Annotated in this window: 8 protein-coding genes; 4 read left to right on the top strand and 4 right to left on the bottom strand. The window is 65.6% G+C overall.

Annotation, left to right across the window (positions count from 1 at the left end; translation table 11 throughout):
• Positions 1-109: 109 nt before the first annotated feature.
• Genes ABT352_RS13500 through ABT352_RS13510 form a run of 3 tightly spaced genes read right to left on the bottom strand, consistent with a single transcriptional unit; the run spans position 110 to position 3226 of the window.
• Positions 110-778, bottom strand: a complete 669-nt coding sequence (locus tag ABT352_RS13500) for a vWA domain-containing protein (RefSeq protein WP_350945054.1) — start codon at positions 776-778, stop codon at positions 110-112.
• A 10-nt stretch (positions 779-788) separates the two neighbouring features.
• Positions 789-1325, bottom strand: coding sequence for a hypothetical protein (locus tag ABT352_RS13505; protein ID WP_350945056.1), 537 nt, complete (start codon positions 1323-1325; stop codon positions 789-791).
• Positions 1325-3226 carry a hypothetical protein gene (locus ABT352_RS13510; RefSeq protein ID WP_350945058.1) on the bottom strand — a complete coding sequence of 634 codons (1902 nt, stop codon included), beginning with the start codon at positions 3224-3226 and terminating at the stop codon, positions 1325-1327. The genes ABT352_RS13505 and ABT352_RS13510 overlap by 1 nt, the downstream gene beginning before the upstream one ends.
• 368 nt (positions 3227-3594) lie before the next feature.
• Here ABT352_RS13510 and ABT352_RS13515 point away from each other — a divergent pair, with 368 nt between their 5' ends.
• The 4 genes from ABT352_RS13515 to ABT352_RS13530 all read left to right on the top strand — a co-directional run bounded on the left by ABT352_RS13515 (position 3595) and on the right by ABT352_RS13530 (position 12846).
• Positions 3595-3735: a hypothetical protein gene (locus tag ABT352_RS13515; RefSeq protein ID WP_350945060.1), complete on the top strand. Its 141-nt coding sequence runs from the start codon at positions 3595-3597 to the stop codon at positions 3733-3735.
• Positions 3736-3816: 81 nt separating this feature from the next.
• On the top strand, positions 3817-4833 hold the full coding sequence (locus tag ABT352_RS13520; RefSeq protein WP_350945062.1) for a serine/threonine-protein kinase: 1017 nt from the start codon (positions 3817-3819) through the stop codon (positions 4831-4833).
• Between the two features lie 10 nt (positions 4834-4843).
• Positions 4844-7648 (top strand): DEAD/DEAH box helicase, encoded by a 2805-nt coding sequence (locus ABT352_RS13525; RefSeq protein ID WP_350945064.1) that lies wholly within the window; start codon positions 4844-4846, stop codon positions 7646-7648.
• Complete coding sequence (locus ABT352_RS13530; protein ID WP_350945065.1) at positions 7645-12846, top strand: CoA-transferase family III protein; 5202 nt, start codon at positions 7645-7647, stop codon at positions 12844-12846. Before ABT352_RS13525 ends, ABT352_RS13530 begins: the two co-directional genes overlap by 4 nt.
• Positions 12847-13115: 269 nt before the next feature.
• On the opposite strand, the gene ABT352_RS13535 is transcribed toward ABT352_RS13530, so the two are convergent.
• Positions 13116-13748, bottom strand: a complete 633-nt coding sequence (locus ABT352_RS13535) for an NYN domain-containing protein (protein WP_350945067.1) — start codon at positions 13746-13748, stop codon at positions 13116-13118.
• Positions 13749-13872: the final 124 nt, after the last annotated feature.

Consider the following 13872-nt stretch of genomic DNA (forward strand, 5'->3'; position numbering starts at 1 on the left):
GGCCGACGTCGACGGTTCGGAGAGCGCTGGGACCGACGCGGTCGGTTCGGGTCGTGCGCTTCCGGATGACTGCTCCACGTGGTGTTCCTCTGAGGTCCGGTTGGGGGGATCAGACGGGTTCTGCGGCGAGCACCGTGTAGCCCTTGGCCTGTTCGGGGAAGGCCATCAGCGCGCCGTTCGACGAGTTGGCGGAGGCGACCGCCGACTGGACCACGGAGTTGAGCAACTGTCTGGCGAATTCGCGGAGCGCCTGAGCGGGCGACAGGTCGCCGTCGGCGATGAAGGCCCTGAAGGTGGCCACCTGCCGCAGCGTCGCGGGCTCGACCTGACCGAACCCGAAGGCCAGAATGGTCGGGCGAGCCCTGAAGTCAGGGCTGATCAGCTCCTGGTAAGCGGCGTACCAGTCGTCCGTGGGCTGGCCGTCGGTGAGGAAGAAGACAGTCGGACGAAACGGCGTGTGCCCGGCCTGCTTGAGATCCCTGATGTCCTGCTCGATCGTGGCGCGGAGCAGCGAGAAGGCGGCGCCGTAGTTGGTGGCACCTCTGGGGGTCAGCTGTACGAGTGACTGGACCTCGTTGAGGTCGGCGAGGGGGAGCAGCACTTCGGCTCCCGCGCTGAATCCGATGATGCCGAGGCGGGTCTTGTCGGCGACCACCGGGTTGCTGGCGATCTCCTGGTAGATGTTCGGAAGCTCCTGGTTGATGGCGTCCAGCGGCTCACCCTGCATCGAGTAGGACTCGTCACAGACCAGGTAGAAGGGCAGTACCTGCTCACCCATCAGGTGTTCCTCAGTTCTTGGGGGTAGGGGCGCAGCCGTCCGTCACGAAGTAGATCTCCATGGAGATCGACCCGCTGGGGGCGGAGAGGTCGTGGAAGTTACGGGTCGCCGCGGTACGGAAGATGTTCGGGTAGGTCTTGCGCAGCGCCGTGTTGATCCGGGTGGCGAGGTGGACACCCTCGCCGGCGACGCCGTTGGCGCCGAAGGTGAGGACCATGCCCGCGTGCCGACCGGCCAGGTGTTTCCTGTGCTTGAGGAGTTCCCTCCGCACCTTCGCGGCCAGCGCGTTGTCGTCGGCCCCCGGGTTCACCCGAAACGTGATCTTGGTCGGTTTGGCGCCGACACCACCGATGCGGGTCGCGCAGGGGGACGGCGTCGGTGAGGGGGTGGGGGTCGGGGTGCCGCTGCCCTTTCCTGCCACCGGTACGACGGGTCGCGGAGGCGGTGCCTGGGCACCCAGCATGATGATCGTGAGACCGAGCAGCAGGTCGGCGAAGAGCCATCCGGCCAGCAGGATCGGTGTGAAGCTCCGGCGCCGGTCGGCCATCACCGGTCCTTCTGTGCGGAGCCGAAACCGAAACTGAAACCGGAGCCGGAGCCGGAGCCGGAGCCGGACCCCGAGCCGGAAGCGGAGGTGGAAGGAAGGGCGGGAGCAGAGGTGTCACGGGCGGCGGAGGTCTCGACGGCCTCGGTAGCCCGGTCCACCGCGGACCGCAGCCGGGTGATCGCGCTCCCCAGCTCGGCGAAGTCGCCTCCTGAGATCTCCTTCACCCGGACCGGCAACTCGGCCAGGGCGGTGGAGATCACGGCCGGGAGCCGGTCGAGGGAGTCGTGGGTCTGCTCCAGCAGGGTGATCGTCCGCCCCGAGGTGTCGGAGACCATCTCGATCCGGGAGGCATGGGCGTGCGCGGTGCTGGACCAGTCTCCGAGGGCTTCGCGGATCTCCGCGCCGGTGGCTCCGAACGTCTGACGGAACTCCGCGGCCGTGACGACGAGAGAGTCGGTGACCTGACCGCCGATCAGACCGACGGCCTTCTCCGTCGTCGCGCCGACCGAGTCGATCGAGAGGGCCGCGCGGTTCACCGCGCCTTCGATGCCCGCGGTGGCGGTGACGAGTTCGCCGACGCGGGAGTCGAGGTCGGTAACGGTGCCCTGAACGGTTTTCATCGAGCGGGCGAGTTCGCTGTTGAAGGTGTCCTTCATGGTGCCGGTGGCGGTGACGAGTTCGCCGACGCGGGAGTCGAGGTCGGTAACGGTGCCCTGAACGGTTTTCATCGAGCGGGCGAGCCCGTCGTTGAAGGTCTCTTTCATGGTGCCGGTGGCGGTGACGAGTTCGCCGACGCGGGAGTCGAGGTCGGTAATGGTGCCTTGGACGGATTTCATGGAGCGGGCGAGTCCGTCGTTGAAGGTGTCCTTCATGGTGCCGGTGGCGGCGGTGAGTTCGCCGATGGTGTTCTGGACGGATGCGGCCGATCGTTCCAGTTCCTCGACGAACGCGCGTCGCATGTCGAGGGTGGTCTGCGTGATGGTCGCGGCGAGCTGGTCTCCGACGGTGGCGACGGCCTGACCCGTGCTGGAGCCGACGGCCTCGATCGAGGCCGAGGCATGTTCCACCGCCGCGCTCACGTCGTCGTAGGCGATGTTGACGGACTCCAGGTGGGTACGGAGAGTCGCCATGGTCTCCCGTACGTCCGACGCGCTCCCGGCGAGCAGTTCGGTGGTCTGCTGGGCGGCCTGCGAGGTCTGGGACAGCGCGTCGACCAGCTCGGTCTGCGCCTTGCGTACGGTCTCACCGACGAGGTTGAGCTCGTTCACCGTCTTGGTCAGCTCGGCGCCGAACCGGGCGGGTGAGGAGAGCCGTACCTGACCGAGCAGCAGGCTCGCCCTGGTCAGCGCTCTGCGGAGCCGGGCACGCAGGAGTGCCAGATCACGCTCGGAGGTGTCGTCCCTGCGTTCCCCGCGGTTCCGCTTGACGTTCTCGTAGACGGTCCAGGAGACGAGCAGGCCAATCGCGAGGAGCGTGTACAGGGCGATGTTGTCGAACTTGAAGAACCCGTTCAGACGGCCGTCGAAGCCCTGCTGCCACATCTCCAGAAAGGGTTGCCGGGCGGCCTCCGGGCCGTTGGCCTGGAGAACCTCGCCGTACGCCTCGGTGGCCTGCTTCAGGCCCAGCCAGGTGATGAAGATCGGGGCGAAGATCAGGGAGGAGCTCAGAAAGATGCCGAACCCGCGAAAGGTCTTCTTCCGTTTCGTCTCCGCCGGTTCTCCGCTCGGGACGATGCTGTCCTCGGGCGAGAAGGCGGCGAACAGATCGATCTCACACCAGCGTTCGGCCTCGTCGGAGTCGGTGATCGCATGTGCGAGGTCGTTCAACTCGGCTTTACGGGCCGCCAGGCGGGGATCGGCGGCGAGTTCGCGCAGCTCAGTGGCGAGCACGTGCTGCCTCACGGACAACCACCACCCTTTCAATAATAAATTCGGACATTAATCCACAAAAACGTCTTATGTCATGCGTAGACACACTTATGACAATGCGGAGCATGCGACGCTTCTGTTAGCGGACGCATCAGAAAGAATCGGGGTTTACCATCTCAATGGCCCGAGATGAGAACGAGACAGGGGCGCCAACTCGCGTCGAACGTGCTTCTGGCTGCGAGGGTCGCCGGAGGCGTTGGTCGCCCTGTCGGCCCCGGATGGCGGAAGGTGGCGTTCTCGGGGTTGTCGGGCCTGGAGTCGCTCGCGGGTGCGGTGGAATGGTCCTTGCATCACAAGTTGTGAACTTAGTGCACAAAATTAACCCTTGTGACTTTGCCTCAATGATGTGTATCGTCACTCACCTGGCGGATCTCGTTCACGTCCGGCTGGATCGTGACCCGAGCCACGACATGTTCCCCGCCGAGGTGTTGCTGCTGTTCGGCGTGGGTGAGAGGAATGACGACCTGTGCGCGGACCTCTGATTTCGGAGTTCGCCACTTTCGCGTGCGCGATGGGGTCATACCCTGACCGGACGGTGGTTCTGCGATTCGAGGCAGGTGCGAGTGGACCCCCTGGACCGTTCCGACCCCCAACACGTCGGCGACATCACGTTGCACGGGCGGCTCGGGGCAGGTGGCATGGGCCGGGTCTTCTACGGCCTGACACCGGACCACGAGCAGGTCGCCGTCAAGGTCATCCGTGAGGACCTGGCCGGTCGCGCCGAGGTGCGGGCCCGCTTCGCCAGGGAGATCGACGCGCTCCGCACCGTCCAGGGAGAGCATGTCGCGGGGCTCGTCGACGCCTCGGAGGAGGACGACGAGCGGCCGTGGCTCGCGGTCGAGTACGTCAGAGGGCTGAGCCTGAAGGAGTTCGTCGACTCCCAGGGCACGCTCGACGCCGGTGACGCGGCCGTCCTCGGCGTGCTCCTCGCGAGCGCGCTCGGGGACATTCACGCGGCCGGCCTGTTCCACCGGGATCTCAAGCCCGGCAACGTGCTGATGGGCAGGGAGGGGCCCAAGCTCATCGACCTCGGGCTGGTGGCCTTCGCGGACGGTCCGTCGGACCTGACCACCTCGGGGTCGACGCTCGGCACGCCCGCCTGCATGTCACCCGAGCAGGCCAACACCCCCAAGAACGTCACGTCGGCGACCGACGTCTACGCCCTGGGCGCGACCCTGCTGTTCGCGCTGACCAAGCACTATCCCTACGACGCGCCGAACGTCGCGGCGCTGTTCATGCGGATCGTCAACCCCGAGATCGCCCCGGACCTCGGCGGCCTTCCCGCCGCGTTCGAGCCGATCGTCGCCGCGATGCTCGCGCACGATCCGGCGGCACGCCCCGGGCTCGCGCAGGCGACGACCTGGCTCTCCGACCTGGCGACCGCCGGAGGGACGCCCCTGCCGGTGGCCGCTCGCAGGCTGGCGGTGGCGACCTATGTGGAGCGCTCGTCCGACCCTCCGGAGATCGAGCCACCGCTTCCCCGGCGGCGCGACATCAGCCAGGTGATCGTCCCCGGTTCGGTCGTCGCCCTGCTCGCCACCCGTCTGCGTGGCGCCTACGCTTCGAACGCCCGTTTCTAAGAGGAGAGCAGTGACCGAGACCCAGTATCCGCCAGGTGCCCGGATCGAGGTCCGCGACGCGGAGTGGATCGTCCGCACCTGCGAGACCAGAGGTGCGGGGCAGCGGATCACCGCGATCGGGGCGTCGGAGTTCGTCCGCGACGAGGACGCGGTGTTCTTCACCGAGTTCGACACCGTTGAGCTGATGCGTCCCGAGGACACGATCCTGGAGCAGGACGAGACCCCCAGGTTCGCCAAGAGCCGCCTCTTCCTTGAGGCGGTCCTGCGCAGGACGCCGCTGCCCCAGACGGAGAAGGGCCTCGCGCTGCCGGACCGTTTCCTGCTCGACCCGCTGCCCTACCAGTGGCGCCCGGCCGAGCTGGCGCTGAAGGGGCTTCGGCCGCGCATCCTGCTCGCCGACGTGGTCGGCCTGGGCAAGACGCTGGAGATCGGGCTCATCCTGGCCGAGCTGATCCGCCGTGGCAGGGGCGAACGGATTCTCGTCGTCACCCCGCAGCAGGTGCTTGAGCAGTTCCAGCACGAGCTGTGGACCCGGTTCTCCATCCCGCTGATCCGCCTCGACTCGGTCGGCATCGAGCGCATCCAGCGGCAGATCCCGGCCGGCCGCAACCCGTTCACCTACTACAAGCGGATCATCGTCTCGATCGACACCCTCAAGAACCAGGGAAAGTACGGCCAGCACCTGGAGAAGATGCACTGGGACGCGGTCGTCATCGACGAGTCGCACAACCTGATCGGCGAGAACAGTTTCCGCAACCGGCTGGCGAAGCTGCTGGCCCGCAACACCGACGCGCTGCTGCTGGCGAGCGCCACCCCGCACAACGGCGAGCCGAAGTCCTTCGCCGAGCTGATCCGGATGCTCGACCCGGCCGCGATCGCCGACGACACCCGCTACTCGGCGCGCGACATCGACCACCTCTACCTGCGCCGTACGAAGATCAACCCCGAGGTGCGCGACCAGATGGGCAGCAAGTGGCCCGATCGAGGTCCCTCGATCCCGGTCCACTGCCCGGCGACCGGCGCCGAGGAGAAGATCTTCGAGGAGCTCACCCAGGTCTGGCTGGCCGGAGACCAGCGAGCCGATGGACCGGTGGTCGACGCGAAGAACCGGCTCTTCCCCTACACCCTGCTCAAGTCCTTCCTCTCCTCGCACGTCGCCCTGGCGACCACGGTGGGCAAGCGGTTGAAGAACGCGAAGGAGCCCCGGGAGATCGACGCGCTGAAGACCCTGCGCGATCTCACCGCGCGGATGACCGACGACGACTCGGCCAAGCTCGCCACCCTGGTCGCCCGGTTGAAGGAGATCGGTGTCGGCCCGCGCAGCGAGACCCGGGTCGTGGTCTTCTCCGAGAGCGTGCCCACCCTGGAGTGGCTGCGCAAGGTCGTCCCGGCGCGGCTGGGGCTGAAGGACGACGCGATCGACGTCATGCACGGCGGCTTCTCCGACACCCAGCAGCAGGAGATCGTCGAGCGGTTCTCGCTCTCCGACAGCAAGGTGCGCGTCCTGTTCACCGGCGACGTCGCCTCCGAGGGCGTCAACCTGCACCGCCAGTGCAATCAGCTGATCCACTACGACGTGCCGTGGAGCCTGATCCGGATCGAGCAGCGCAACGGCCGTATCGACCGCTACGGGCAGGAGAACCCGCCGAAGTTCGGCGCGCTGATCCTCACCTCCGAGGTCGAGGGGGCGAAGGACGACCGGACCGTGGCCGAGAAACTGCTGACCAAGGAGTCGGCGGCCCACCAGAGCCTGGGCACCGCCGAGGCCGTCACCGGTGAATATCGCGCCGAGCGCGAGGAGCGCCGTCTCATCCAGGACCTGCTCGACGGCAAGAGCGTGGAGGAGTCACTGGAGTCGCACGCGGCCGACGACTTCCTCGCCGACTTCTTCAACGAGGAGACGAGTCCGGAGAGCAACGCGCTGCCCCCCGAACCGCCGAGGGCGAAGGTGCCCCGGCTCTTCGACAGCACCGAGGAGTTCGTCCACGAGGCGGTCAGGACGCTCAAGCTCCTCGACGGCATGGAGGACGACGGCGAGATGCTCGCCTTCGAACCGCCCAAGGACCTCATCCACCGGCTCTCCGTGCTGCCCTCCTCCTACCTGCGCACTCACGACGTCAGGAAGCGGATGAAGGTCACCTTCAGCCGCACGCTCGCCCAGCGCAAGCTCGACGAGGCCCGCAAGACCAAGACCATGTGGCCGGACATCGCCTACCTGTCCGACCTGCACCCGATGGTCGACTGGCTGACCGACAAGGTCCTCGTCCGGCTCGGCCGCAAGAAGGCCCCGGTCATCACCGCCGAGGTGGACGAGCCCGTCATCCTCGTCCAGGGCATCTACTCCAACAGGCGTGGCCGGCCCACGGTCGTGGAGTGGATGGCGGTGAGCGGGCCGCCCGAGGCGCTCACCGTACGGGACGAGGAGATGGTCGAGGTTCTCAGGGCGGCGAAGGTCGGTCCCGGGATGATCAACACGGGCCGGCTGTTGGACCTCGGGCCGCTCCAGCAGCTGGTGAAGCCCGCCGTCGAGGTCGCGCGCACCCACCTGGAGAAGCGCCGCGCCCGCTACGACACCGAGGTGGTCGCGCCACTGGACACCTACCGCGCCCGGCTCTCCGACTGGCGACAGCTCACGCTCGACGGCGTGCACGTCTCGCAGCGTGGCCGCAGGGAGGCCGACGTGCGCCGGACCGTCACCGAGCAGGAGCAGCTCCTCGAATCCCTGCAGACCACCGGCGAACCGCTGCTCCGCGTTCTCGCCGTACTGACTCCCATGCCGAACTCGGCCGTGACCACGCAGGACGGGCAGCGATGAGCTTCGACTCGATAGTCAACCGCGGCGACTACTTCTCGGCGCACTACCTGGCCGAGGTGCTGCCCAAGGACCTGAGGAAGTCAGGTGGCCTGCTCGCCCGCTGGAGCGAGGACGAGAAGGCCGACCGCGACACACCGCGCCGGGGCCTGCGCGCGCTGGGCAAGCCGTACTTCGCCGACCGCCCGTTCTTCGCCGACTTCGACGCGCGGCTGCGCGAGGGCGAGCCCATCGGTCCCGACGACAGGGCCGAGTGGCGCAAGGAGCTGGCCGAGCTGCACGGCGACGTGCTGCGCGCGCTCGGGTTCGCCGCGCAGCCGCGCGAGCTGACCGTGGAGCGGGCGGGCCGGGAGCACGCCGTCCCGGTGGCGTACGCCGACCAGCACCTGGTCGCCGTCGAGTGCGGCTGGGCCGTCGAGGTGGACGCCGCCCTCGACGACGAGCGGGAGGGCCTGCTCGCCGCCCCGGTCCGGCTGGACGGCGGCGAGCAGATCACCTCGGGCACCAAGCTGGCGTCCTGGCTGTTCGCGGCCGATGCCCCGCCCCGCTACGTGCTGATCCTCGCCGGTGGTGTGGTGGTCCTCGCCGACCGGGCGACCTGGGGTGAGGGCCGCTACCTGGCCGTGAGCCTCGATGTGGCACTGGGTAGGAACAACCCGGCCGAGCTGGAGGTCGTCGCCGCGCTCTTCGGCGCCGATTCGCTGCTGCCTCCGGAGGAGGGCGGCTCCGAGCCGCTCGCCGAGCTGCTCACCAACTCGCGTAACCACGCGGTCGGCGTCTCCACCGAGCTCCGCAAGGGGCTGAAGGACTCCGTCGAGCTGATCGCGAACGAGGTGCTCGACCGGATCCGCCAGGCCGAGATGCGCCTTGAGGACGGCACCGTCCGCGCGGTGCGGCCCGAGGACATCATGGAGCCGGGCGCGCTCGCCAAGGAGCTGGGCAAGGAGTCGCTGCGCTACCTCTACCGGATCCTGTTCCTGCTGTACGCCGAGGCCCGCCCCGAGCTGGGCATCCTGCCGACCGACGACGAGGACTACGGCCGCGGCTACAGCCTGTCCCGGCTGGGCGACCTGGTGGTCCGCGACCTGACCGGCGAGGAGGCACGAAACTCCTTCCACCTGTACGAGTCGCTCGACCTGCTCTTCCGCCTGGTCAACGGCGACAACCCGAAGCCGGGCGACCCCGAGGGACCACGGAGCGCCGACGGCTCGCCGGGCTCACCGGGTTCGTCGGGCTCACCGGGCTCCGCGGGGGAGGGGCTGCGCTTCGAGCCGCTCCGCGCCGACCTGTTCAACCCGAAGAAGACCAAACTGATCGGCCGTGCCGCACTGACCATGCCCGGCTACGACGAGGACGACCCGACCGCGCCGAAGATCGACACCCGGCTCAGGAACGCGACGCTGCACCGGGTGCTCCAGGCACTCATGCTCACCAAGGGACGGCGCAAGGAGCGGGGCGGCTTCATCTCCTACGCCCAGCTCGGCATCAACCAGCTCGGCGCGGTGTACGAGGGCCTGATGTCCTACACCGGGTTCATCTCCACCGAGGAGCTGTACGAGGTCGCCAAGAACGGCGACTCCCACGGCGGCACCTGGACGATCCCCGCCTCCAAGGTCGACGACTACCCCGAGGACGTCTTCGTCCGGAGGGTGGACGAGGACGGCAACAAGACCGACGAGTACAAGAGATACGTCAAGGGCGCGTTCGTCTACCGGCTCGCCGGCCGCGACCGGGAGACCAGCGCCTCCTACTACACGCCCGAGTCGCTCACCCAGGTCACCGTCGAGCTCGCCCTGAAACACCGCCTCGACCAGGACGGGACCGTCACCCCGGCCCGCGAGATCCTGAGCTGGAAGATCTGCGAGCCCGCCCTCGGCTCGGGAGCCTTCCTCAACGAGGCGATCAACCAGGTGTCGGCCGAGTATCTCCGCCGCCGCCAGCAGGAGCTCGGCGTCTCGATCGACCCGGAGCGGTACGAGGAGGAGCTGCAGCGGGTCAAGGCGTACGTCGCGTTGCACAACTCCTACGGCGTCGACCTCAACGAGACCGCGATCGAGCTGGCCGAGGTCTCCGTCTGGCTCAACGTGATGCACCCGGGACTGCAGGCCCCCTGGTTCGGCCTGCACCTGCGCCACGGCAACTCCCTCATCGGCGCGGGCCGCCGGGTGTACGGCGCGGCGTCGCTGACCAAGGGGTCCTGGCTGAAAGAGGCTCCCGAGGACCTGCCGTTCTCGGCGGGGGATCTCCCCTCGGGGAAGGTCCACCACTTCCTGCTCCCGGCCGAGGGCTGGGGCGCGGTCGCCGGAGCCAAGGAGGCCCGCGAGCTGGCTCCCGCCGAGGCGAAGAAGCTGGCCGACTGGCGCAAGAAGATGCGTGCCAAGGTCTCCGACAAGAAGCGGCAGGGCCAGAAACTCACCCAGCTCCAGCGCCTTCAGGCCCTGTCGGGCCGGGCCGAATACCTGTGGAACCTGGTCGTTCAGCGCCTGACCATCTCCGAGCGGGAGATCAGCCGCAAGATCGACGTATGGGGCGCCGACTGGATCGACCAGCCCGCCGACGCCGTCACCAAGGAGAAGGTTCTCGGTGACCTGATCGCCCCCGGCACGCCGTACTGGCGGCTGAAGAAGGTGATGGACGCCTGGTGCGCGCTGTGGTTCTGGCCGCTGGACCGCGCGGGGCTGCTGGACGGCTCCGACGACGTCTACGCCAGGCTCGCCCCGCCCGTTCTTTCTGCTGAGCCGACAGCTCCCACCGCGACGGACGGCTCCCCCGAGGCGGTTCGTGAGACGCCTCCGTCGGAGGAGACGCTTCCTGCGGTCGGGCTGTTCCCGACGGCCGAGGAGACGATCGGCTTCCGCGTCCGCAAGCAGGAAGCGCTCTTCGGCATGGGCGACGAGCAGCTCGACCTGGACAGCATGGCCCACGAGCTCAAGGAGGCGGCTCGGGCCGCCCGCCCGAAGCCCGCCCCCAAACGCCCGTCCCTCGCCCCCCTTCGCCAGGTGATCCCGCTGGCCGACCTCGACGACTGGCTCGACTTCGCCGAGGCCCTGCTGGGCCGGGTGGACATCGACCACGGCGACACCGAGCAGCGCAAGGGGCTGACCACGGTCTTCACCACGCTGGACGAGATGGAACACCACGAGGACGACATCGTCTTCTGGATGGGAATGGAATCTCCTGCTAAAACCGCGGAGCGTTTTCCTTGGCTCCAGCTCGCGGAAGAAATTGCAGATCAGCAGGGTTTCTTCCATTGGCCACTTCAGTTTGCTCAAATATTCAACAGAGGGGGATTTGATCTTCAGGCTGGTAACCCGCCTTGGGTTCGACCGGACTGGGACGAGCCTGCAGTAATCGCCGAGTTGGATCCCTGGTTCAAACTCACAGAGAAGCCTGATGTAAATGAATGGCGTGTTCGTCGTGCGAAGCTGCTTACTTCAAACGGTTTGCGATTTTACCTCGATGAGCGCGCCGGAAATTCAGGTATCGTTGCATTTCTTGGGTCGTCGTCTACCTATCCGCTTCTGACAGGAACTCAGCCTGATCTATATCGAGCCTTTATGTGTCAAGTATGGTCCCATTTTAGGGAAGGAGGAGTGGGCGGACTAATTCACCCTGACACCCATTTGAGTGGAGTTAAAGAGGGAGGGCTTCGCCGAGCGGCATATGCGCATCTGCGAATTCACGGAAGCTTTGTTAATGTCGGCAATTGGGCTTTCGAGGCAGGACGTACGCTCGACTTTGGAGTCCATGTATATGGATCTCCGAAGAAAATTGACTTCCTGCATCTTAGTCAACTGTACGATGCAAAAGTTCTAACTGACTCGCTTTCGCATGACGGTTCTGGGGACTCGCCGGGGCAAAAATATCGTGGAGATTGGGACCGTCGGCCTCATGCGGATCGCGTGATCCGTGTGGATTCGGTTCTCCTTGGGGAGTGGCGGAAACTTGCGAGTAATTCTTCATCTCCTGCAGAGCAGACTCCCCTGCTCTACCCAATCACTACACGTGAACAGGAGGCCATCGCTGCTCTTGGTTCCTACCCTGCCCGTCTAGGCTCCTATAGTCCGCTTATTAGTTCTGGCTATCATGAGAAAGGAGCAAAGGATGCTGGGCTTATTCGTAGTCAAGTGGGACGCCCAGAATCTCTGGATGATGTGATACTTCAGGGAACTCACTTCGGAATCTCTACTCCATATGCAAAAGAACCGAACGATCCGTTCAAAAACGGCAAAGATTGGATCCCCTGGGATTTAACTTCACTTCCTAAAGATGCTATTCCGCGTAGCACATACGTTCGAGCATGCGAAGAGTCGACTTACCGTTCTGCCCAAGAGAGATGGAATGGTCAATCATATGTAAGCTACTATCGCATGTCCTGGCGGAAAATGATTGATCCTAAGAGTACGGAACGCTCTCTTTTTGTGTCGATAATTCCTCCTGGACCTGCTCATATCCATGGCGTTGTTAGCTGCGCACTGCCAAGTAACCGTGAAACCGTCCTTGCTGCAGGAATGTGGTCCTCTCTTCCTTTGGATTATCTTCTCCGTATTACCGGAGAAAATAACCTTGAACCCGGAAAGGCGAGAGCGCTTCCAATTCCTCGGCCGAATCACCCGCTTTCTGCTCCATTGCTACTGCGAACACTTAGGTTGAACTGTATCACTGAGAGCTACGCGGATCTGTGGTCCGAACAATTTGAGCAAGAATGGGTTTTGGAAGAACGCTGGGCAGTTGATTGGCTTGATCTTCAACTGTTAGCAGCCCCGGAAAATGTCCAGCTGCATTGGGCATACGCTACGCCGCTTCGCACGGAAAAGGAACGAAGGGCTGCATTGGTCGAGATCGATGCTCTTGCCGCAGTATGGCTCGGTATCGGAATCGATGAGCTGATCGCAATCTACAGAGCTCGCTATCCGATTCTTGGGGACCGCGAAGCTGCGATGTGGTTTGATGCTAATGGCCGAAGGGTCGCCGCTGATCCCTATGCTTTTGGTTATGGCCAGACGAAACAGCACTATGAGCAACTCATGGCCCATCTCGACCCCGAGGTCAACGGCCCCGTCCCCGACGGCTACACCGCCCCCTTCTACAAGGCCGACCGGGAAGCCGAGTACCGCCAGGCCCACGCCGTCTTCTCCGAGCGCCTCCGCAAGTCCGGCTGGCAGGCGTCGTCCACGCCCGACAGCGAGAGCGCATCGTGACGGAAATCGGTTGCCTGGTCACCTCACGTGACGCACACTGGCCGTGCCGTACTCCCGGTGAGTGCGGAAGTGAGGCCGGGACCACCGATGGAATCGGGCGTCCGGTCTTCGCGCTGTCCGCTCCGGCATGCACTGGGCGGGCAGATGTCGCTGTTACTCCAAGTGAGTTGACAGACACGAAGAGGGGCCGGTTTACTGGTCTCAACCACGCCACCGGGCAAGTCCCGGTGGAGCAGGCCCCGTCCACTGGGCGGGGCCCTGCGCTTTTCTCACCAGCCTTTAGGCCGCTGAATCTCCCCATCCCGGTCGTAGAGCCTCTCGGGAAACTGGCAGCCGATGAGATCGCCGGCGTGGAGCTGCCTGAAAAACCATGGCTGCGTCTTTTCGAGCTCCCCGCTGCGTTTGCGGGGATGCTGGGGATTGAAGATGCCCACGGGCAGGCCGTAGTCCTGACGGACCATTCGGATGGGCTCCGCGAGGTCGGCGTCGTTGCTGATCACCACTGCCGCCTCGTAGTCGCAGGTCAGCGCGTCCGCGACGAGGTAGGCGCCCAGATTGACGTCGGTGCCCTTCTCCTCGACTTTGATCACCTCTGCGACGCTCGGGCCGTCGAGCGGAGGGTTGGCGAGGCGCATGCGGACCGTGCTCACCTGAAACCGTCCCAGGTGAATGCTCAGGTGGGGGATGGTGGACAGCGCCCGCAGATAGAGATCCTGCCGGTCGGGCTTGTCGAGATCGTTGGGCCAGGCTATGACCCGAGCGGTGAAGTAACGGATGTGGTTGATCTCGTGCCTCGGCAGGAGATGGTGGGCGAGGGCATCGAGATCCAGCCACTTGTACGGCCTGCCTTTGAGGCGGCCGTAGAAGAGGTTGAATCCGTCGACGTAGACGTTCGTCAGCACAGAGTGAATATATCGTCACGCAAAGTTAAAGCGGCGCGGGTTTCGTGCGCCGCTCGGGCGTGGGCGCGGACGAGGCCCGGTGGGGCTGGGCGAGGCCGGGCGACTTCGTCCGGACGACTTCATG

Source organism: Streptosporangium sp. NPDC000563 (assembly GCF_040299985.1).
Classification (GTDB): Bacteria; Actinomycetota; Actinomycetes; order Streptosporangiales; family Streptosporangiaceae; genus Streptosporangium.

Coding starts and splice junctions, on each gene's coding strand:
- ABT352_RS13500 (WP_350945054.1), bottom strand. CDS start 778: ATGGGTGAGCAGGTACTGCCCTTCTACCTGGTCTGTGACGAGTCCTAC.
- ABT352_RS13505 (WP_350945056.1), bottom strand. CDS start 1,325: ATGGCCGACCGGCGCCGGAGCTTCACACCGATCCTGCTGGCCGGATGG.
- ABT352_RS13515 (WP_350945060.1), top strand. CDS start 3,595: ATGATGTGTATCGTCACTCACCTGGCGGATCTCGTTCACGTCCGGCTG.
- ABT352_RS13530 (WP_350945065.1), top strand. CDS start 7,645: ATGAGCTTCGACTCGATAGTCAACCGCGGCGACTACTTCTCGGCGCAC.